This is a genomic window from Streptomyces hokutonensis (assembly GCF_000376565.1).
Taxonomy (GTDB): Bacteria; Actinomycetota; Actinomycetes; order Streptomycetales; family Streptomycetaceae; genus Streptomyces; species Streptomyces hokutonensis.
In genome coordinates this window covers 94,448-113,366 of sequence record NZ_BARG01000042.1, presented here as the reverse complement: position 1 = coordinate 113,366, position 18,919 = coordinate 94,448, and the positions used below count along the sequence as shown (strand labels likewise).

Here is an 18,919-nt window from a genome sequence, read left to right as displayed (position 1 = left end):
TGCGCCGCATGGCCTGCGCCACGGCACGTGGCTGGGCCGTCCGTATGTCAGCCATGATGTCGACGTCCTCGTGGGCTTCGGGTTCGGCGGCGGGTGAGGTGATGACGGCTGTTATGCCTGCTGGTTGATGAGGCCGGCATAGTGGCCGAGGTTCCGCTCGATCTCGTCGAGACCGACCTCGGCGATGGCCTTGCCGAGCTGCGGCACGCGCGCCTGGAATCCCGGCCAGTCGACGGACTCCGCGAACTCCGCCCAGGACGCGCGCAGGTCGGCCACCGGCGGCAGGGTCGACCGGTTGATCTGCGCCTTCGCGCCCAGGACGGATGCCTTGTCGAAGGACGCGATGCGCGCCGCGACAGCATTGACGAGGTCGTCGAGTTCGGCGTCGGGGACGGCCCGGGTCACCCATCCGTACTTCTCGGCGCGCTCGGCGTCGTAGTCCTCGCTGGTGAGGACCGCTTCGAGGGCGCGGTCCCGTCCCAGCAGCCGGGCCAGACGGTCGCTGCCGCCGCCGCCCGGGACGATGCCGATCGCGACCTCCGGCTGGCAGAAGACCGCCTCTTCGAGGCTGGCGTAGCGCAGGTCGAAGGCCAGGGTGATCTCGTCGCCGCCGCCCCGCGTACGCCCGCGGATGGAGGCGATGCTGATGAAGGGGGCGCTGGTCAGGCGGGTGACGAGTTCGACCCACGTCGGGGTTCCGTCTGCGGCGTTCAGTGCCAGGAGTTCGGGCACCTGGCCGAGATCGGCGTGGTTGAAGAAGTATCCGGGTGTGCCGCTGTCGAAGACGACGACCTGGACCTTCTCGTCTTGGCTCAACTCGTCGACGACGGCGAGGAGTTGGACGAAGGTGTCCGCGCCGACGACGTTCACCGGCGGATTCGTGAAGGTGACCCTGCGGATCTTCGGCGCCACGGTCTCGATCTTGAACTGGCTGTGCTGGGTCATGCTGTGCTCCAGTGTTGAGGGGGATGCGTGAGGGGTCTGGTTGCGGTGGACGTTCGTCGGGCCCGTGAGGAGACCGGCCCCCTGGATGGATGCAGCGTTGGCGTTCGGGAAGAGGAAGGTGAGCCGTCAAGAGCGTCGCTGTGGGGCATGCCGCCGGTGTAGAGAACGGGCTGCTCAACGGTGGTCCGCGGTAGTCCGGGGACGACGGCGTCGTGGGTACGGTCGCCGGCCGGCGGTCACCCTGCTCTCGATGCAGGCGGCTGTCTGGCCGCGGAGGTGCTGTCAGCGGTCGAGGAAGGTGTTGACCTCGGTGCCGAACTGGACGGCGTACTGGTAGAGGAAGCCGTGGCCGGCGTCCGGGTAGATGTGCAGCTGGGCGTCGGGGAGGTACTTGGCCAGCAGGCGGGAGTTCTTGGCGGGCATGAGGATGTCGCTCTCGCCGTCGGCGACCAGGGTGGGCTGGAAGAGGGCGTGGAGGCGGACGAACTTGGACTTGTCGGGGATACCCCACTCGGACCACGCGGTGAGCTGGCGGTCGCGGGTGGCGAGGCTGGAGGGGGCGTCGTGGTCGGTGGTGCGCTGGCCGAGGCGCTGCAGGAACTCGGTACCCGCGGCCTGGCTGGTGGGGGTGTTCTTGAAGAAGAGGAAGAGGTAGTCGGCGGGGCCGGGGTTGTCCTTCAGGGTCCGCTGCAGGATGTTGGGGTCGGACGCGCGCTGGTCCACTCCGCCCTGGGGGCCGGTGGCGGCCAGGACGACGCGGCGGACCTGCCAGGGGCGGCGCAGCGCGACCTCCTGGGCGACCTCGCCGCCGAGGGAGAAGCCGAGCACGTCGTAGCGGGGCAGTTTGAGGGCGTCGATGAAGTCGATGGCGTCCAGGGCCATCTGCTGGACGGTGCTGGCGGTGGTGCCGGTGGAGCCGCCGACGCCGACGTTGTCCACGAGGATGACCTCGCGCTCGGCGGCGATGGTGTCGACGAGCTTGGGGTCCCAGCTGTCGAGAGTGCCGCGGAAGTGCTGCAGGAAGACCAGGGGCACACTGCCGGCGCCGGGGTGGCCGAAGCGGCGGTACTGGTAGGTGATGCCGTTGGCGGCCTTGACCCGCAGGTTGGGGGCGGTGCTCGCGCTCTCCGCGTTCTGCGTCTGAGTGACCGAGTGGCGTGTGCCGCTCGGGCTGCCGCTCACGGCATTGGCCATGCTCGGTGCGGTGGCGGCGACAGCCGCGACGACCGACACGCCGGCCAGCGCCATCGCGGTCCGCCGGGAGATACGGGTACGCCGATTGATTGAAGACATGCCAATTCCTTGAGTCGGGCCGGAGGACTCCCCGGCGCGTTGAACCTGCCGCGCGCTCCGCGTACGGATGTTCTGCGGGATGCGCGGGAGTGGAGCTATTGCTGACCGGCGACTTCGTCGGGCCGGACCGGCCGCCGTATGGATGTGAAGGCCTCTAGGGGGCCGGTGACCTTCCGATCGGATCCGGACCGCAGGGCATGGCCTGCGCGAGTGCGGGGGAGCTGGGAGCGACGACGCCGGTGAGCCGGGGGCGGCGAAGGAACTCCCGCATGATCGACATGTCCAGAACCTAGGTTTCGGTTGTGTCGTCGGAAACCATCCCGGGCGCCCGACGGGGTCATCCGCCAGGGCGAACCAGTCCACTCTCGTAGGCCGTGACGACGGCCTCTATCCGGTCGCGGACGCGGAGTTTGGCGAGGATGCGGGCCACGTGGGTCTTGACCGTGGTCTCGCCGAGGAACAGCTTCCCGGCGATCTCCGCGTTGTTCAGTCCGCGGGCGACCAGGCCCAGCACCTCACGCTCCCGGTCGGAGAGCACGTCGAGGCGTTGGTCGGTGAGGGGAGCGACGGCGCCCGTGACGTACCGGTCGATCAGCCGCCGTGTCACCGAGGGGGCGATCACCGCGTCGCCGCGCAGCACGCCGCGGACGGCGACGAGCAGCTCGGCGGTCGGTGTGTCCTTGACGAGGAAGCCGCTCGCCCCCGCACGCAGCGCCGCGTAGGCGTACTCGTCCCGGTCACAGGCGGTGAGGACAAGCACGCGCGTGTCGGGCAGGGCGGCGCGCAATTGCGTGGTGGCCGAGATGCCGTCCAGGCGCGGCAGCCGTACGTCCATGAGGACGAGGTCCGGGCGCAGCGTGAGTGCCTGCGCCACAGCGGTCTCGCCGTCCCCGGCTTCGCCGACGACCGTGAGATCTGGCTGTCCGTCCACCACCGTGCGCAATCCGGCTCGCATCAACTCCTGGGCGTCACAGACCAATACGCCGGATTCCGTCATGGCGTCCCGCCCCCGGCCCGGGCCACCCACTCCCGCACGCCACGGCTCGACGGCTCAGCGGCGAGCGCCCGGCGAACGCGCCGGCGGGTCCCGGTGACGATGACGGTACTGGCGTGCACGCCCATGAAATCCTCCCGGCGAATGGGGTGAACAGAGTGAATGAGAAAGGCCCGCTGGTCTCACCGAACGGCCCGCCGATGTTCCCCGCCGACATGCAGACCCGCCGCGGGCGCGGTAGGTCAGGTGATCCCGTCAGTGACCTGAGGGCCTGAAGGGATCGGGCTCGCACGCCCGTCACCCGCCGGACGGCGCTCTTCGGACATGGCCAGGGCAACGACGATCGCGGCGGCGATGACGGCCGCCAGGTACGCCGGGGCCGACGTCGTGACGGCGCAGCCGATGACCAGAGCGGACAGCGCGAGCAGCCGTGACCAGAGCAGGTCGTCGAACAGGGTTGCCCCGTGCCAGGTCTGCGCACCGAGGTAGAGGGCCGGCCCGCCGAACAACAGCAGGTTCGTGGTGATGCCGGCGTGTTCCGTCGGATGTGCGATGACGCGTTCATCGGCCACGGCAACGGCGATCAACCCGGCGACGGAGACCATGAGGCTGATGACGCCGCTGCGTCCGGCCCGCATCGGGTCCTCGGTCGTCTGGTAGTGCCGTACGACGCGCTCGGAGTGGCTGAAGAACAGCCAGAACAGCGCGACCGTGCCGGTGAGCGCGACGCCGCTGGTCAGCAGGGTCATCGGCTGGTACGGCGCGGTGGTGAGTGCGGTGCCGGTGGTCATGACCGTCTCACCGAACGCGATGATCACGAACAGGCGTCCGCGCTCCAGCAGGTGGCCCCCGGCGAAAGTGACCTCGCGGGAGTCCAGTCTGCGGCCGGGCAGGGGATGCGCCGCCCAGGTGCCCGCCAGTTCGACCAGGATCGCCGCCGCCCACCACACCAGCCGCCCGCCGCCGTCGGCCGCAGCCCCGGTCACCCACAACGGGGCGGGGGCGACGAACCAGACCAGGACGCGGCGGAAATGCTCCTGGTTGACGGGGTCGAGGCCGACGGTGAGCAGCCATACCGTCCGGCCGATGTGAATCAGCAGGAAGGTGGCGACGAAGACCCACCCGGCGTCGCCGAAGGCGCGCGGGATCGCGGCGTTCATCAACAGTCCCAGGAGCATGACCGTCAGCAGCATCCGCCGGGTCCGCGGGTCCTCGGCCGGGACGAGGGTGACCGCCCAGGTGGTGTACGCCCACGCCGCGTAGACGGCGAGGTAGAGCACGAGCGTCTGGGCGGCGCCGGTCCACGTCGGGTGGGCCAGCAGCTGATGCGACAGCTGACCGATGGCGAAGACGTAGACCAGGTCGAAGAACAACTCCAGCGGGGTGACCTCCCGGCGTGCCGGAACGCTGGTCAACTCCACGACGAATCTCCTAGTCGGACGGTTTCACGACGTTGCTCAGCCGGCGAGGAAGGCCGTCACCTGGGCGGCGAAGTCCTTGGCGTGCTGGAAGAGGAAGGCGTGGCCGGCGTCGCTGTAGGCGACGAGGGTGGCGTCGGTGACGTGCTGGACGGCGGTGTACGAGGCCAGGGCGGGGATCATCGCGTCCCGCATGCCGGTCGCGTACAGGACGGGCTGCTTGATGCTCGCCAGGTCCGCTCGCACCCGCTCGAAGGGGATCGACGCGTCTTTCGCGATCGCGGTGATCTGACCCATGGCCGCCGCCTCGGACACGTCGGGGCGTCCGGTGGCCAGCCGGGTGGCCACCCTGGCGAGGTGTGCGTACCCGGCGGCGCGGCCGGTGTCCGTCTCGGGGAAGAACAGGAACACCAGGTCGTCCCCGGTGACCTCGGGCTTCGTCATGGTGGCCCGCACCTTCGGGTCCGGGTCGGGAGCGCCGGGCACCGTGCCACCGGGATTGGCGGCGGCCACGACCAGCCTGCGCACCAGGTCCGGTCGGGTGCGGGTGAGGTGCTGGGCGACAGTTCCGCCCAACGTCCAGCCGAGCAGGTCGACTTGCGTGAGGCCGAGGGCCTCGATGAACTCGACGGTGCCGTCTGCCAGTCCCTCGACGGAGTCGCGCGGGGTGCCGGTGGTGTAGCCGGTGCCGACGTTGTCGAACACGATCACGTCGTGATCGGCGGCGAGGTGGTCCAGGAACTCCGGGTCCCACCAGTCGAGGGTCCCGCGGACCCGGTTCAGCAGGACCAGCGGGATGCCGCCGGTCGGGCCGAGGCGCCGGTAGGTGAACGTCGCGGAAGGGCCGGTCACGGTGAGGTCCTCGGCCGCGTCTGCCAGATAGGTACTCATGGCGGGCTTCGCTTTCCTGTCGCAGTGTCTTGTGGGGGTCTGGTGGGGTCGGGTCAGGCGGGCAGGCGGTTGAGCTTGCGCAGCTGCTGATCGAACATGCGGGTGGGGACGATGCGGCGCATGGTGCGCACGCGCCCGGTCATGGCGCCGGCGGTGTAGCGCACCTTGGGCTTGGCGTCGGTCGCCGCCGCGACGATCTCCTTGGCGACGACGGCGGGGTCGTCGCCGTCCTTGACCGCTCCCGCCATGTACTCCTCGAAGACGTGCCGCTGCCTGGCGTAGATGTCCAGGGGCTGGTCGGGCCGCACGCTGGCCGCGTCGAACGCGGTGTTGGTCCAGGCGGGTTCGACGAGCAGGGACCGCACGCCGTACTCACGCAGTTCGTGGTCGACGGATTCCGAGTAGCCCTCGACGGCGTGCTTGGAGGCGGCGTAGACCGCCATGTAGGGCTGCGGCATGAAGCCGACGATGGACGAGATGTTGATGATCCGTCCGGTGCGCCGGGCGCGCATGTGCGGCAGGACGGCGTTCGTCATACGGATGACGCCGAAGACGTTGATGTCGAACAGGCCCTGCGCCTGCCCGGCGGAACTCTCCTCGGCGGCACCCGCCGAGCCGATGCCGGCGTTGTTGACCAGGACGTCGATCCGTCCGAACCGGTCGATGACCTCGCTGACCGCGGCGGTCACCGACGTGTCGCTGGTCACGTCGAGGTCGAGGAACGTCACGCCCTTCGCCGGGGTGACGTGCGCGGTGTTGCGGCTGGTGCCGACCACGTCGTAGCCCGCTGCGACCAGCGCGAGCGCGGCTGCCTTTCCGATGCCGGAGGACGCACCCGTAACGAGGGCTACCGGTCGTGTCGTCGTTGCCATTTCGGACTCCTGACTCATGGGATCGCGTGCGCGATGCCGTGGAGAGATCGCTTCCGGCGATCCCCAATCGGTTTCATCAATGTATCAGCTTCTTCTCTAGTGGCAACATGAGAGCATCAACTAATCTTCTATGTGTAGCTCAAGAGTATCTTCTATGGAGGGTCAAGAGATGGAGCGACGTCGCGGGGCCGGGGCTCGTCGACGCGTTGACGACTCGAAGAAGCAGACCGCCGGAGGGTGGGGTCCACAGCGCGGCTGAGCTGCGACGACTGTGGGGCCGGGCGGACATCCAGGCCGTCGACGTGGCGGCCGGGGCGACGCGCCGGACCGGCCAGGGGCCTGTGCGCGCCGCCGAGCAGCGAGTCACTTCCGCGGCCTCCTGAGCCCCGAACGCTCGGCAGGGTCCAGTCGCGGTGGTCGCGGTGGTCGCAGTCGGCCAGCCGGTTGACGGCTTGGAGGAGGTGCCGGAAACGGGGGCTTGGCGAGATCGGGCGGGATGCGGCGCGAGCCGGCGGCCCGGGTCGCGGCCGAGGGTGCGGGGGGTCCCTGCTGGATTCCGGAAGGGGGGCTCGGAAGACCGGCGGAGCGGCGGTCATGCATGCGGCGCCCGATCCCGGCTGGTACCTGGGTACGGGCCGCTTGGCGTGCCGGGGGGACGGGCGTGCCGTTTCCCCTGGATCCCGAGCAGTGGATGACTCCTTGGTGACGGTCTGGCGTACGCAGTCGTCACTGGGGAGGCTTCGGCTCCGGCGGGGCAAGCCTGCTGATCGGGCGAAAACGCGCTTGGCGTCGACGGGTCGGTGGTGTGCCGGCCGAGGCGCTGCACGAACTCCGTTCCCGCGGCTCGGCTGGAAGCGGCGTTTCTAAAGGGCGCCTATCAGTTTCATTGTGGTGTCAGGCCCATCCAGAACTGCGACACTGAAGTATCAATTAACGAGATACCCGTAGCGTTCACGTATCCTCTACTGGGGGCCGGGTAGCGAACCACCAGACAGGAGACAGACATGGGCCGAGCACTGCGGGCAGATGCCGAGCGCAGTGTGCGCGCGATTCTGGAGGCGGCTGAGCGAGTCCTTGCCCAGGATGCCGGTGCTTCCATGGAACAGATCGCCGAGGCGGCGGGGCTGACAAGGATCACGGTGCACCGCCGGTTCGCGAACCGGCAGGCACTGCTGGAGGCGCTCGCCGTCTCCGCGAAGCAGCAGCTCATCGACGCCATCGAAGAAGCCCGGCCCGACTCTGCTCCCGCGCTCGTGGCGCTGTACCGGGTGACCGTAAACGTGATGCGGGTCAAGAACACTTGGCGGTACACCCTCAGCCACGCCACGGCCCACACCGCCGCCGCAGCCGCACTCTGGGAGGAGATCGACGCCCACACCGTCCAACTCCTGGACCGGGCGCAGCACGAGGGACTTCTCGCCCCGGACGCGGACCTGGAGTGGACGCGGCAGGTGTACTACGCCCTCCTCAGCGAAGCCCTCAACAGGCCCGGCGCAGATAGGGATCCAGCCGCCCAGGACCCAGATGCACAGGCCACACTCGTCATCGACACACTCCTGCACGGCGCAGGACCACGCGGCTGAGACGCAACCGCTCGGCAGAGCGCCGTATCCACCGATCGGCTGCCGCCGCCGAAGCCTGTCGGCGACCCCCATGCCTGGTGGCACAGCTCGACCTGGACTGCCACGCGGACGCAGTATGGGGAGCACCTCGGCCCTGCTCCCCATACCGAGGGTTTGGGCTCTGACATGCAGGAGGGTCCACTGCGGCCACGGCCGCTAACTAGACAACAAACAACCCCCAGGCCGCTGGCCTGGGGGCGATTTCTGGAGCGGGTGACGAGAATCGAACTCGCACTCTCAGCTTGGGAAGCGACGGCGCTTGGGTGGGCAATATGGCTTTGACCAGCACATACGCCTGCTTCTTTGGGGGGCCGTGTGTGGTGGGTTGTACCGCTGTTGACCGTGGTTTTCCGTCCGTATGGGCACGCGAAGGGCACGGAACCTCGGAGGGGCAAAGGGCGACGCTGCTTACGGTGCAAACGCGCATGGGCTGCGCTGTTCCTGGACCAGGCGTTGAAGTGACGTTGCAGCCGCATACGGCACATCCCTTGCGGTGCGAGGCGATTGCCTCGGCTCGCCCCAGGCATGACGACGGGCACCGGGTCAGTGCCGGGTGTCGGCGGACCAAAGGGTGGTGCCCTGGTAGACCACGCTGACGTCGCCGTCGGTGCCGAAGTACAGATAGGCGCCGTCGTGCCCGGAAGTGGCGGAGCTCCAGACGCCCCAGGTGTCCTTGTTGTAGACGACGAGGTTGCCGTCGGCCTGCATGATGGCGCGATATCCGGTGCCGGAGGTGCCCGAGGACCAGCGCCGGTGGTGGTCCTCGTCGTAGATGACGAGGTTGCCGTCGGTCTCCATCGTCATGGTCGTCCGGTTGGTCTGCCAGGACTCGCCCGGCATCAACTGCTGGTCATGACGCACGGTCAGCGTCGTCCATACGGGCGGGGTCGATGCCGGCTTGCTCGGGTCCGGGGCTGCGGCCTTGCCCGTAGGACTCGTCGTCTTCGTCGCTTGGGTGCCCAGTCCCGCCGAGGGGCTTGATGGCCGTGTGGCCGACGGTGTGGGTGATGCCGACGAAGCCGAAACGGCGGGTGCCCGGTGCGGGGACGGTGATGTCGAGGCCGTGGAGGAGTTCGCGTACGGCTCGGCGATCGCTGTGCCGCCGGCCCCCGCGCGGGGTTTCGTGCCGGCGGCGGAGTCCGCTTCGAAGGCCGCGCGTGTGGCCAGCCCCGCGGTCACGAGGACGGCGGTCCCGGCGAGAGCGGCCCCCACTCTCCGTGCGCGGGTGCGCTTGCCGGGTGCGGCGGTTCGGGACAGGCGGCTGCGGGTGGTCGTGGCACCGGCGGCTTCGAGTGCGTCCGCGAACTCGGCGGCATCTGCCCAGCGCCGCTCCCGCTCGGGGTCGAGGGCGCGTCGCGTCACGCGCCGGATTGGCGTCGGCACCTGGGGGTGCGGCGGTCCGGGCCAGTCGAGTTGTTCCGTCGAGCCCGGCAGGGTCCCGGTCAGCAACTCGTAGGTGAGTACGCCCAGACCGTAGACGTCGGCCCGCTCGTCGACATCGACCAACATGTCCTCCGGGACCTGCTCCGGAGCCATGTAGCCGGGCGATCCCACGCCCTGTGTCAGTCCCGCGGACTGCGCCAGACTCTTGGCCAGGCCGAGATCGGCCACCAGCAGCCGCTCACGGCCGCCCGACACCGTCTGGAGCAGGATGTTGGACGGCTTGATGTCACGGTGCACGATGCCGACCGCGTGCAGGTCGGCCACGCCCCGTGCGGCCTGCACCGCGAACCGCAGCGCCTGGTCCACGCCCAGGGGCCCCTGGGCCACGCGGTCGGCCAGGGTTCCCCCGTCGGCGTAGGTCATGACGAAGTACGGCCGCCCGTCCGGCAGTTGACCGATGTCGTACACCTGGACCACACGATCCGACGCGGCCTGGCGCAGCAGCCGGGCCTCGTCCAGGAAACGCTCCCGGAGATCGGCCCGGTGAACCCACTTCTCCGCCATGACCTTCACCGCGACCGGGGCGTCGAGCAGGTCGTCATGGGCGAGCCAGACCAGACCGAAACCTCCGCGGCCAAGAAGGCGCTGCAGGCGGTGACGTCCGACAGTGACAAGTGTTGACATGAGGGCGGAACTCCAGCGCAGTTGCCGTTCGACATTCGACCGGACCAGGAGGCGGCGGACTCGGCGCCTGCCCACTGCGCCGCCCGTGAGTGACGTCCGGTGCCGGTCACCCCCTCGCGACGCGGAGACGGTGAGGGCACCTTGCCGCGCGCCCGTCCGAGATGCCGGGTCCCACGACCGCAGATGCCTGTGTGTCAGTCTCGCCGCGTGACACAGCCGTGGGCAACGTGCACAGGACCAGCATGATCTCGATTCTTTGGGCACCGGCACAACGACCTTGCCGGTGGCGTGCGTTCACCGATCACGCGCCCTGTTGTGAGGAACTGGAGCCGGGCGTTACTCCGGGCCCGGGCCGAGCATGCGACGCGAGAGTTCCGCGAACTGGAGCAGCTCGGGCATGGTCCGGTGTTTGGAGTAGGCCAGGGCGACCATGCGCGGAGCGACGCCCTCCAGCGTCAGGTAGACGACGTCGTCACGGTGGTAGAAGCCGGCTGTGCCGGCCGGCATGACATAGCAACCGGACCCGAAGGCGACGGTCTGCAGGCATTCCTCGATCGTCGCCGGGAAGCGTCCGGTGTCCCCCTGCGGCGTCACCGGATCGCGCGGGACACGCCCCCGCCACTCCGGTACGTCCCCCGGGTCCTGCAGCAAGGTCATGTCCCGTAGTTCCTCGACGTGCACCGCCTTGAGTTCCGCGAGGGGATGTTCACTCGACAGCGCCACCACACGGGGCTCCGGGAAGAGGGGGACGACCTCGAACATGCCTTCTGGCAAGGGCAGTCGGACGTAGCAGACGTCGACCCGCCCGTCGAGGAGGAAGTCGACCTGGTCGGTGATCGACGTGTGCACGACATCGATGTCGAGTTGCGGCGCCATGCGTGCGAACTCCCGCACGATGGGGGTGACTGTGACACCTGGCATGAAGCCGATGGTGAACTGGTTCACCTCCCGGTTCGCCGTCCGCACCCGCTGCTGCACCGCCTGCGCCATCGCCAGCATCGGCCGGGCGTCCTCCAGCAACTGGTGCCCCGCCCGCGTGAGTACGGTGCCCTGCCGGTCACGCAGGAAGAGGACCACGTCCAGATCCTCCTCCAGTGCGCGGATCTGACGGCTGAGCGCAGGCTGGGTCATGTAGAGACGGCTCGCCGCCCGCACGAAGCTGCACTCCTCGGCCACGGCCACGAAGTAGCGCATCCGGCGTATGTCGAGGTCCATGAGGCTCATCGTAGCCACGCCCATCACGGCATATGCCGAAACGGCTTCAGAATCGAACAGATAGGCATTGGCGCGGTCGCGCCCGACCGGTCCACCATGGTCAGACCGGTGCGAAGGGCAGCAACAGCCGCTGCTGCCACAGCAGTTGTGCACGACGCCCGGCACGCGAGGACAGCCGGCGAGCGCCGTCGATCGAGCGGGCCTTCGCGTGGCAAACGCGGACACGGCCATACGACCGTCTGCTCGCGGAAGCTCGTTCACGCCTTCGGGCATCGGCCCCACGTCGGGCTTGCGGGGCGGATGTGCCCCACGAAAGGAATCACCATGGGATCGCGCCGGCACCGGGGAAGGGCCACGCCGTCCACCGGGCACACCCCGAGCGCTGTGGCACACGACGTCACCGCGTGGCGCTCGCTCCTCTCCCCGGTTCGTGCCCGTCCGTCATGACCGACAGATCCGAGCACGCCGCCGTCGCGACAGCGGCTTTGCGTGACGTCCTGGAACATCTCGACGCCGATGCCGTGGCCCAGCGCATGGAACCCGTTCTTCGCCATACGCCCGAATACGCGCGCTTGGCACGCCATTGTGAGGCTTCCGCTCTTCGTGCCTCGCTGCGCCGGCACGTCGGCCTGCTCCTGCACTGGATGGTGAGGGGCACGCCCCCGGACTCGTACGTCCTGTCCGAGATGTACGAGCGGGCGCGGGAGTGCGCCGCCGCCGGACAGCCGCTGGACGGCGGCCTGTTGCTCCAACGCCGGGGCGTGCGCGCCTTCTGGGACGCCGTGCTCGGCCTCGCCGTCGAGGAGGAACGCGCGCAGCCGGCGGACTGGACAGACCAGGGGCTGCGTCACCTCGACAGCTACCTCGACATCGTCACGCGGATGTACACGCAGGCATACGAGGACCAGGCCGACCTGCCGTCCGCGCGAGGCGACCGCCGGGCGCACACGGTCTTCGACCGGCTCTGCGCCGACCTGCCCATCACGGTGGAGGACCAAGAACGTGCCGCTCGGCTCGGCTTCGACCTGACACCTCCGTACGTCCCTTTCGTCGTGCTGCTCGACAAGTCCGCCCCCGCCGAGCGCGCCGAACTGGCGGCCCGTCTGCGCGGCGCCGGAGCCCTGGCCTTCGTCGAGGACGCCCGCGTCACCGGACTCACCAGTCTCACGTTCGACTGGTCCGTGTTCGTGGCAGACCAACGGCTGCTCCTGGCACAGGACTTGCCGACCGGCCGGACCGGCCTTCGGACCGCTGTCGACAATCTGCGTCTCCTGGTCGCTGTCGCGTCGCGGTCCAACCGGCGCGGACGGGTCCGGGTCGAGGATTTCCTGCCCCAGCTGCTCCTGGCGCACTCTCCCGAACTCGCGGACGCGGTGACCCGCCGGGTCTTCGGCCCGCTGACAGGCGGGGACAACGGCGCACTGACGGCGACTCTCGCCTGCCTGGCCGAGAACCAGTTCGACAACGCCTCCACCACGGCCGCCCTTCATCTGCACCGCAACACCCTGCTGTACCGGATCAGGCAGATCGAGAAGCTCACCGGCCTCGACCTGCAAAGACACAGCGACCGCGCGCTGGTGTGGCTCGCGGTCGTCTGGGCGCAGGTCTCCTCCCGACCGGTCGGATCGCGATCGGTGTCCACCCACTGGCTGTCGGCCGCGCCCAACGGCGCTGACCCGACAGGCACGTTCACCTCAGAAAGCGAGCAGCGATGAGCAGCCACTCGACGGGAGCCCCGGCACGGCTGGTGCCGACGCAGCGCCAGGCCGAAACGGACCGGCGTCCCCCGATCGGCCCGGCAGCCACCGACTCGCCGAGGATCAGACGTCCGCAGAATGCGAGCAGACCGATGCTCCGGCCGCGTGCAGACGTCGTCAGACAGCTGCCCACGACCTCGGTCTCGGTGGCCGTGGACGCCGCGGACCCGGTGACACACGCCGGGTTGGCGGCCGGGCTGAGCCGCGGACCGAAAATGGCGCTCACCACGGTGGCGGAGGCGGACGTCGTGGTGGCCGCGGTCCAGACCGCCGACAACTCCACGCTGGAAGCCCTGCGGAGCCTGCCCATGCCGCCTCCGACACGGATCGTGCTCGTCGTCAGCGACGGCTGGTACGCCGACTTGACGGTGGCGGCCCAGTGCGGAATACGGGCCGTGCTCTGGCGGGCTGAGGCACAGCCGCAGGTCCTGATCCGTGCCGTGCTGGCGGTCGCCGCCGGCGAAGCGCTGTTGCCGTCCGCGGTACAGGGCGAACTGCTCGACCAGGCGGACCGCCTCCAGCGCAATGTGCTGGTACCCAGGGGCCTGACGTCGTCCGGCCTGAGCACCCGGGAGATCGACGTGCTTCGGCTGGTGGCGCAGGGCCTGGACCTCGCCGAGGTGGCCGACACGATGTGCTATTCCGAACGCAACATCAAGAAGATCCTCTACGGAGTCATCAACCGTCTCGGACTGCGCAACCGCGTCCACGCCGTCTCCTACGCCATCCGCAACAAACTCATATGAGCCTGCCCAGTGGGCCGTGATGGCCTGTGGAAACAGGTCTACGAGCCCGGATCGGGTGGTGTGATCCCGAGGTCGACGCGCATGATGTGGCGCATTTTCCATAGGGAGTCCCACAGCCGGTTCATGCTCTCCCGGGCGGCTTCGACGCTCTCTCCCGGTTCGGCGATACCTCTGTCAAGCCGCATCAACAGACCGTAGAGATCACCAAAATGACGGTTGGCGGTGCTGGCTGCCGCCATGACGGCGTCAGGCAGGACCATCTGGGCCTCCGCGTGACGCAAGCGATGGTCCCGGCGTGATCGGTCCAGTTCTGCCCGCAGTTCCTCGGTCACCTCGTCCCTGTCCAGAGCATGGACGAGCTTCGTCATCACGTTGACGAAGTCGCGAGTGCCGGCGTTGCGAGCGGCGTAGCAGGTGCGCCGCGTTTCGAGCTGAGTCTGTCGAGTGACGTATTCGCGCTCATCCGCCTGGAGTTGTCTCGCATGCTGCAGCTCGCGGTCCCTGGCGCGGTTGGCGCTGCGCTGGGTGAGCAAGGCGGACGCGAGGGTGCCGCCGATCCCCAGAATCACGACCATGATCTGGCTGATTGAGCTACTCATACCGCCCCCGGCTCCGTTCGGCTCGCCGGGACTTTACCCACTCGGGTCAGGCGTGCCGCCCGCCCTGGGGTTCCCCGCGTCATTGCGAGAGAGCGGTGGCGCCTTCCGGCTGCTCGGACGTCTCGCCCTGTCCGCGGAACGACAGCAGGCGTGAGGGAAGAAGCCAGAGGCAGGCAAGGGTTCCGCCGATCGCGCCGACCCACAGCGCCACGGGGATTCCCGCTGTCGCGGCGATGAGGGCACCGGCGACCGAGCCCAGCGGCCGGAGTCCGAAGCTCACGGTCTGGTACGCGCCCCGGGTCTGTGACCGGAGGTGTGGGGGCACCACCAGCGCGAACACGGAGCCGACGGAGATGTCCTGAACGGACTCACCGACGCCCCCCAGCAGTGTCGAGGCCAGGACCAGGGCGAAGACGAGGCTGCCGGTGGCGCCGACGGCGGGGATCACGAGGAGCGGAGCGTGTGACAGCACGCAACCGACCAGGAGCATCCGGCCCAGGCCGATGTGGCGGGCGAGCCGGGAGGCCAGCGCCGCGCCGGCGAGTCCCCCGATGGCCTGCACGCTGAAGACGAACCCGATCTGGGCGCTGGTCAGGGACAGCTTGTGGACGTAGTACCAGACGAGCACCGACAGGAAGAGCATGTTGAAGAAGTTGCCGGTGGCGGTGACCAAGAGGGCGGTTCTGATCAGCGGATTTCGCCGGATGAAGGCCAGACCCGGCCGCCGGTCACGGCTCTGCGTGGAGTCGGGTTCGTGGTGGCGCTCGACCGTGCGCAGCCGGAGGATGAACAGGGCGGCCGTGACGGCGGTGGCTGCGTCCACTCCTACCGCTGCCGGTACACCCGCGAGCTGGACCAGCAATCCACCGATGGCAGGACCGGCAAGGATCGCGGCGGTCTGGCCCGTGTAGGAGGCCGCCTGCCCTGCCACGTAGAGCTCGGACGGCAGGGTGGTGGCGAACAGGCCGCTCTCGCTGACATTCGACAGCACCGAGCACAGGCCGATGACGGCCAGGACGAAGGCCAGTTGGATGAGCGAGAGCACGCCGAAGGCCGTTGCGATCGGCACGCTGCTCAGGGCGGCGACCCGCAGGAGATTGGCACCGGCCAGGAGTCTGCGGTGGTATCCCGTCCGGTCGGCGTAGGAGCCGGCCGGTATGGCCAGGAACAGGCTCGGGAGCCAGATCACGGCCGACAGAACCGCGCTTTGGACGGCGTCGGCGTCCAGGACCTCGATCGCGGCCAGCGGCAGGGCCACCGAGGAGATGGCATCGCCCAGGGCGGCCAGAGTGGTGGCGGACCAGAGTTTTCTGAATGCGGAATGGCGCAGCGGCGCCGGCATCGTAGGACGTGGGGCCCGCAAGGTGATGGATCCTGTTTCTCGCGATGGTGGATATTGCGCGGAATGCGCGACCGCTCCGGAACCGATGAAAGGGAACCGGAGCGGTCGGTCGATTTACCAGGAGTGCTGCTTCCTCATTTTTTCACCTCCGGTTCTCGTCAACTCCCTTCTATTGGGGAGTCGCTGAGAAAACTATTGAGGAATTCGTCGAATATCGCCAATGCCGATGATGTCGCTGCTCATGCCGAATGGGCATTGACCTTTCAGAGGACCAGATAGAGAGTGAGCAAGGTGGTGCCCGTGACCGCGACATAGATCTCGAAGGCGACGCGGAGGGCCGCCGGGGCATTGCGCAGCTCCATGAAGTGCAGGCCGACCAGGCGTACCTTGATCAGCGCGATCGCCACGACCGCGCAGCCGATCGCGGTCGACGTGCTGCCTTCGACGCCCAGCAGCCAGCTCGACAGCGTGGCCAGGACGAGTGCCGGAAAGACCCACATGTGTCACGCCACCAGGTAGAAGAGCGGGAAGAGGACGAGCCAGAGCAGGTCCACCATGTGCCAGTACGCAGCCGCCCCCTCGGCGACCAGCAGGTGGCCCGGGCTCAGGGCCCGCCGACGGGACAGGACGACGAGGACCGTCAGGGCACCTATCCCGATCGTCAGGTGGGCCAGGTGGATTCCGGTGAAGACGAAGTAGTACATGAAGAAGTCGTTGCTGCTCGGTGTATGCCCGTCGCGAATCACCAGCGCGTATTCACAACCCTTGACGGCGGCGAAGCCGAGCGCGCACAGAAGCGCCCATGGCAGTGTTCGCGCGGGTCTGCCGGATCGCAGCTGTCGCAGCCCGCGGGCCACCAGCGCCGAGGCGGTCAGCAGGAGCAGAGTGTTCAGCAGTCCCAGGTCTGGATGGAGGGCCTGTTGGGAGGCCCGGAACATCCTCGGGTGGCGGCCGTGCAGTACCGCGATGAAGCCGAAGAACACCGAGAACATGATCATGTCGCCGAGGAGGAAGATCCACAGACCCGGCTCGCCAGGGATGTGGCGGTGGTGCGGGGGTGCCGAGTGCTCGGTCTCGGCCGCGGTGGCGGTCATGCCACGGGTTCGAGGACGGCCGGGGCCCGGTCGTCGTCCACCCGGCTCGCGGCCCGCACCATCAGGTACGTCATGACGAGGAACCATGCGCCGAAGGCACTGGCCGCGACCCAGAACGAGAGGATGCCGTTCCAGGCGAAGGGACCGGTCTTGAAGTAGGTCAGCAGGATGCTCGGCAGGAAGAGGAAGGCCATCCAGAAGTTCAGGTACGCGGCCCAGCGGGGCAGAAGCGGCGTGGGGCGCTTGTCGGCCAGGATCGCCACTCCGACCACGGTGGCCTGTCCGATCGCCGGAAAGGCGTTCATGACCAAGCTGATCCAGCCCAGGTCGTTGAGCGCCATCGTGATGTCGGGCGAGCGGTCCGGCCGGTAAGCCGTCGCGGTGAAGATCAGGACCGGTACGAAGATCGCGGCCACATTCGCGGCACCACAGACGAGTTGTATGGCAGCCAACGGCGCCAGCCGCGAGTCGATACGCCGGATCAGACTCGACAGCGCCGCGACGAAGGGGGCGGTCGCCACCGCGCCGACGAGCATGACCACGAGGCCGGTACGGATCGAGTTCGCGTGGTCCGTATAGAAGGCCGCCACCCGCTCCGCCGACCAGTTCGGCGCCATCGGCGGTATCCAGTGGGCGATCAGCAGGGCAGCGAAGAACAGTGCGATGAACAGGTAACCGAAGCTCGCGCAGGCGATCAGGATTCGGCGGGACATGGTGGAATTTCCTCGTTCCGGAAGGGACGGGTACGGAGCGGGTTTCGCCGCTCGGACCTGAGGACGTGGTGAGGCAGCCGGCCCGGCGATCGACTTGGAAAGGGCCGCCGGGCCGGGTGCCATGAGGTTCGGGGCTCGGCGTCCGGCCGATGCCCTGGTTGCATCAGGCCGGTGCGCTCAAGTACGGGAACTCGGCGCGCAGCGTCCCAGTGGCGTAGCCGGCGTCCAAGCCCATGGAGACGGGAGCGTTCAGCACGATCTCGAACATCGCTTCGGGAACGGACTCGGTGAGTCCCCTGCCGTTGCGGGCCTTCGCACCGAAGCCGGCTTCGGTGCCCACCTGGTAGTGCAGGACGTCCGGGAAGATGATGTCCCGCGTCGCGGCGCCGTAGCCCTGCGGATCGGAGTGAGCGTCGTTGGCGGACACGAGAGCCGCGACCTTCCGGCGTACGAGGTCTCCGTAGTTGTCGAGGTCGTCCCGCGGATCGGTGGCGTTGTAGTCGTCGAAGCCGGCCTCGGTGACGTCGAACAGCGTGCTGACGAGCGGCTTCGCGCACCGGTTGATCTGCAGCCAGCCACCGTGGTGGTCGTCCAGCGCGGTGGTGGTCCAGAGACCGATCGTGTCCGATCCGACGAGGTCGTCAGGTACTTCGAGGACGATGGCGGTCACGTTGGTGCCGGCGAACAGGTTCGAGGCCCGCTGCGGGTCGAACGCGGAGAGGTCCACCGCTTCGCCGTTCCGGAGCGCGGTCACGACCGCCGTGATGACGGTGCCGTCGAGGTAGAACGGGTCTCCGGCCCGGCCGACGAAGGCTTTGAGGCCATCGGGCGTGGTGACGATCTCCTCCGTACTGCCGGTCGCCACGGGAGTCCCCGGGGCGTTGCGGTCGGCGGCCTCGGCACCAGTCAGCCGGTCGAGCACCCAAGCCTGCCGACCGTCGGGTTCGGGCGCGAGGAATCTGAACCGGAACGTCAGATCCTGCACGGCGTCGTTGTCGGTGTCGATGTGGAACTCGTACAGCGCCTCGGGGTGGAAGCCCTTGTCGGCCGACACCGGGTTGGTGTTCATGACGAAGACGGTGCCGTTGCGCCCTTTGAACAGGTAGACGTCGCTGATGTCCAGACGAGGGTCCTGTTTCGCGGCGGCTGAATCCTGGTGGTGGGACATCGAGGGGCCTTTCGTGAGGGATGGGCAGGGCAAGGCATGGCGATGCCTCGCCGACTGGGAGTTGGTGTGCCGTCGTTGACGCGCGCTCCGTCTGAGCGGCTCCGGCTCGACGATCGCTGCGCTCAGGCGCGCAGGGTCCTCGCCACGCAGTGCGTTACCGCAGCCGCGCCGGGACCCCGAGGT

Annotated in this window: 17 protein-coding genes; 3 read left to right on the top strand and 14 right to left on the bottom strand. The window is 68.6% G+C overall.

Annotated elements, in window-relative coordinates; genetic code table 11:
• Nucleotides 1-111 precede the first annotated feature (111 nt).
• From SSP08S_RS25390 to SSP08S_RS25365, 6 genes are all read right to left on the bottom strand, one after another.
• Complete coding sequence (locus SSP08S_RS25390) at nt 112-945, bottom strand: enoyl-CoA hydratase/isomerase family protein (protein ID WP_019070446.1); 834 nt, start codon at nt 943-945, stop codon at nt 112-114.
• Nucleotides 946-1,227: 282 nt separating this feature from the next.
• Entirely contained in the window at nt 1,228-2,238 is a 1,011-nt protein-coding gene (locus SSP08S_RS25385; protein WP_102133409.1) for an alpha/beta fold hydrolase, read from the bottom strand.
• A 337-nt stretch (nt 2,239-2,575) separates the two neighbouring features.
• Nucleotides 2,576-3,235, bottom strand: a complete 660-nt coding sequence (locus SSP08S_RS25380) for a response regulator (RefSeq protein ID WP_026178819.1) — start codon at nt 3,233-3,235, stop codon at nt 2,576-2,578.
• A 239-nt stretch (nt 3,236-3,474) separates the two neighbouring features.
• Nucleotides 3,475-4,653: a low temperature requirement protein A gene (locus SSP08S_RS25375; RefSeq protein ID WP_019070443.1), complete on the bottom strand. Its 1,179-nt coding sequence runs from the start codon at nt 4,651-4,653 to the stop codon at nt 3,475-3,477.
• 36 nt (nt 4,654-4,689) lie between these two features.
• On the bottom strand, nt 4,690-5,541 hold the full coding sequence (locus SSP08S_RS25370; RefSeq protein WP_019070442.1) for an alpha/beta fold hydrolase: 852 nt from the start codon (nt 5,539-5,541) through the stop codon (nt 4,690-4,692).
• Nucleotides 5,542-5,594: 53 nt separating this feature from the next.
• Nucleotides 5,595-6,413 carry an oxidoreductase gene (locus tag SSP08S_RS25365; RefSeq protein ID WP_019070441.1) on the bottom strand — a complete coding sequence of 273 codons (819 nt, stop codon included), beginning with the start codon at nt 6,411-6,413 and terminating at the stop codon, nt 5,595-5,597.
• Nucleotides 6,414-7,417: 1,004 nt separating this feature from the next.
• On the opposite strand from SSP08S_RS25365, the gene SSP08S_RS25360 reads away from it, so the two are divergent.
• Complete coding sequence (locus SSP08S_RS25360) at nt 7,418-7,996, top strand: TetR/AcrR family transcriptional regulator (RefSeq protein WP_026178818.1); 579 nt, start codon at nt 7,418-7,420, stop codon at nt 7,994-7,996.
• A 582-nt stretch (nt 7,997-8,578) separates the two neighbouring features.
• On the opposite strand, the gene SSP08S_RS63070 is transcribed toward SSP08S_RS25360, so the two are convergent.
• Complete coding sequence (locus tag SSP08S_RS63070; RefSeq protein ID WP_019070439.1) at nt 8,579-10,102, bottom strand: protein kinase domain-containing protein; 1,524 nt, start codon at nt 10,100-10,102, stop codon at nt 8,579-8,581.
• 336 nt (nt 10,103-10,438) lie between these two features.
• Nucleotides 10,439-11,317, bottom strand: coding sequence for a LysR family transcriptional regulator (locus SSP08S_RS25350; RefSeq protein ID WP_019070438.1), 879 nt, complete (start codon nt 11,315-11,317; stop codon nt 10,439-10,441).
• A 443-nt stretch (nt 11,318-11,760) separates the two neighbouring features.
• On the opposite strand from SSP08S_RS25350, the gene SSP08S_RS60760 reads away from it, so the two are divergent.
• Together SSP08S_RS60760 and SSP08S_RS25335 are read left to right on the top strand one after the other, a co-directional pair.
• Nucleotides 11,761-13,032 carry a PucR family transcriptional regulator gene (locus SSP08S_RS60760; RefSeq protein WP_158697198.1) on the top strand — a complete coding sequence of 424 codons (1,272 nt, stop codon included), beginning with the start codon at nt 11,761-11,763 and terminating at the stop codon, nt 13,030-13,032.
• A gap of 134 nt (nt 13,033-13,166) precedes the next feature.
• Complete coding sequence (locus SSP08S_RS25335; protein ID WP_019070435.1) at nt 13,167-13,820, top strand: response regulator transcription factor; 654 nt, start codon at nt 13,167-13,169, stop codon at nt 13,818-13,820.
• A 38-nt stretch (nt 13,821-13,858) separates the two neighbouring features.
• Here SSP08S_RS25335 and SSP08S_RS25330 read toward each other — a convergent pair whose 3' ends face one another.
• From SSP08S_RS25330 to SSP08S_RS25305, 6 genes are all read right to left on the bottom strand, one after another.
• Nucleotides 13,859-14,419: a hypothetical protein gene (locus tag SSP08S_RS25330; RefSeq protein WP_019070434.1), complete on the bottom strand. Its 561-nt coding sequence runs from the start codon at nt 14,417-14,419 to the stop codon at nt 13,859-13,861.
• Between the two features lie 79 nt (nt 14,420-14,498).
• Nucleotides 14,499-15,761 carry an MFS transporter gene (locus SSP08S_RS55825; RefSeq protein ID WP_019070433.1) on the bottom strand — a complete coding sequence of 421 codons (1,263 nt, stop codon included), beginning with the start codon at nt 15,759-15,761 and terminating at the stop codon, nt 14,499-14,501.
• Between the two features lie 263 nt (nt 15,762-16,024).
• Nucleotides 16,025-16,261 carry a cytochrome C oxidase subunit IV family protein gene (locus SSP08S_RS25320; protein ID WP_019070432.1) on the bottom strand — a complete coding sequence of 79 codons (237 nt, stop codon included), beginning with the start codon at nt 16,259-16,261 and terminating at the stop codon, nt 16,025-16,027.
• Nucleotides 16,262-16,264: 3 nt separating this feature from the next.
• On the bottom strand, nt 16,265-16,855 hold the full coding sequence (locus SSP08S_RS25315; RefSeq protein WP_019070431.1) for a cytochrome c oxidase subunit 3: 591 nt from the start codon (nt 16,853-16,855) through the stop codon (nt 16,265-16,267).
• Nucleotides 16,852-17,568, bottom strand: a complete 717-nt coding sequence (locus SSP08S_RS55820) for a hypothetical protein (RefSeq protein WP_019070430.1) — start codon at nt 17,566-17,568, stop codon at nt 16,852-16,854. The genes SSP08S_RS25315 and SSP08S_RS55820 overlap by 4 nt, the downstream gene beginning before the upstream one ends.
• A 163-nt stretch (nt 17,569-17,731) precedes the next feature.
• Nucleotides 17,732-18,736, bottom strand: coding sequence for a DUF4331 family protein (locus SSP08S_RS25305; protein WP_019070429.1), 1,005 nt, complete (start codon nt 18,734-18,736; stop codon nt 17,732-17,734).
• Between the last annotated feature and the right edge of the window lie 183 nt (nt 18,737-18,919).